The organism is Pricia sp., from assembly GCF_041745955.1.
Lineage (GTDB): Bacteria > Bacteroidota > Bacteroidia > Flavobacteriales > Flavobacteriaceae > Pricia.
In genome coordinates this window covers 1-1602 of record NZ_JBGTHY010000557.1, presented here as the reverse complement: position 1 = coordinate 1602, position 1602 = coordinate 1, and the positions used below count along the sequence as shown (strand labels likewise).

2 protein-coding genes are annotated in these 1602 nt (G+C 47.6%); both read right to left on the bottom strand.

All coding sequences use genetic code 11. The features are described 5' to 3' along the window. A partial coding sequence (gene hutI, locus ACEW8S_RS20090) for an imidazolonepropionase (protein ID WP_373519892.1) occupies nucleotides 1-1078 on the bottom strand: 1078 nt, incomplete at its 3' end. Between the two features lies 1 nt (nucleotide 1079). Then, the coding region (locus ACEW8S_RS20085) for an aromatic amino acid lyase (protein ID WP_373519891.1) at nucleotides 1080-1602 on the bottom strand (523 nt) is incomplete at its 5' end.

The window sequence follows — 1602 nt, the reverse complement described above, 5'->3', positions numbered from 1 at the left end:
CCCGAACGGTGATTCCCGCCAGAACTTCCGCATTCGACAGTTTTTCAAAAGCTCCCAATACGGCTGCCTGCGTCAAGAGATCCCCCATAGGTGCCGAACCCGGATTGTGGTCGCTGGCGATGGCCAAAGCTCCACCGGCATCCAAAATTTTACGGGCGGGAGCGAAACCACAGCCCAAGCCCAAGGATGCGCCCGGTAAAGCGGTAGCGATACTAGTACTTCTGGCCAAAAGGTCTATTTCAGTCTGGGTGCTCGCCTCTAAATGATCGGCACTTACCGCATCGAATTCGACCGCTACTTGGCTTCCTCCCGTAGAAAATTGGTCGGCATGCACGGTAATGTCAAAACCCATTTCTTGGGCTTTTTGAAAATAAGGAGCTATCTGGGTTGCAGAAAAAGCACTTTCCTCTACAAAGGCATCGATTCGATCGGTAAGTTTTTCTTCCTTGAGGATAGGCAAAAGATGGGTGGAGATTTCTTCCAGGTATTCCGATGCATTTCCCTCAAAATCCTTGGGAAGCATATGGGCGGCAAGACAGGTCGAAATCAGATCGGCCGAAGTCCGTTTATCGGCTTCCTGAATGGCGCGGAGCATTTTTACTTCCTCATCGATGGACAGTCCGTACCCACTTTTAACCTCGATCGTGGTCGTTCCGTTCTTTAAGTGACGGTTGGCACGTTTGACCGTATTTTTCACTAAATCTAGCTTGCTTGCCTTTCTGGTCTGGGTCACGGTATCCCAGATGCCACCCCCGGCCTTGGCGATTTCTAGATAGGTTTTACCCGCGTTTCGCAGGGCATAGTCGTTGGCGCGCGAACCCCCGAAGCAAATATGGGTGTGGGAATCTACAAACCCGGGGAGGCAAGTATGATCTCCTTTTAATTCATGTAGTTTGACCTCTTTAAATTCATTTTTCAAGTCACTGAATTTTCCGACGGATTTTATTTTTCCGTCTTCGATCAGAATTCCTGCATCTTCCAAAACGATAAGATCGCTATCGGATAGGGCACCCTTTTGGGACAAACCGGTCATGGGAACGATTTGTTTAAAGGGGCCGATAAGAGTTAGTCCGCTCATGCTAGTAGGTGTCAAATTCTTTGGAGTAAGGTACTTGAAATTTCAGTTTCCTTTCTTTTTTGACGCGTTCAATGACCTTGATTATAGTTTTGTTCTTTATCATTTCGATACCCTTTTCGATATCGTCGGCAAAAACACGGTCTTTTTTGGCAAAGGCTACTTTTTTTCTGATTTCCTTATGGATTTCATCCAAGAAAATCCCCGATCGTAGCGGTTTTCGGAACTCGAAAGCCTGAGCTGCGGTCAATAATTCGATGGCCAGGATCTTTTCGACATTTCCGATGACCTGTAAGGCTTTACGGGCTGAGATGGATCCCATACTGACATGATCTTCTTGCCCCAAGGAAGTGGGAATGCTATCCGCACTCGCCGGAAAACACAGACCTTTGTTCTCACTGGCCAAAGCGGCCGTGGTGTACTGCAAAATCATATAGCCGGAGTTGATTCCCGTATCGTCCATCAATAATTTTGGTACTCCGGGGCTATTGCCTTCCAAGGCCAGATAAACACGTCTATCCGAGATA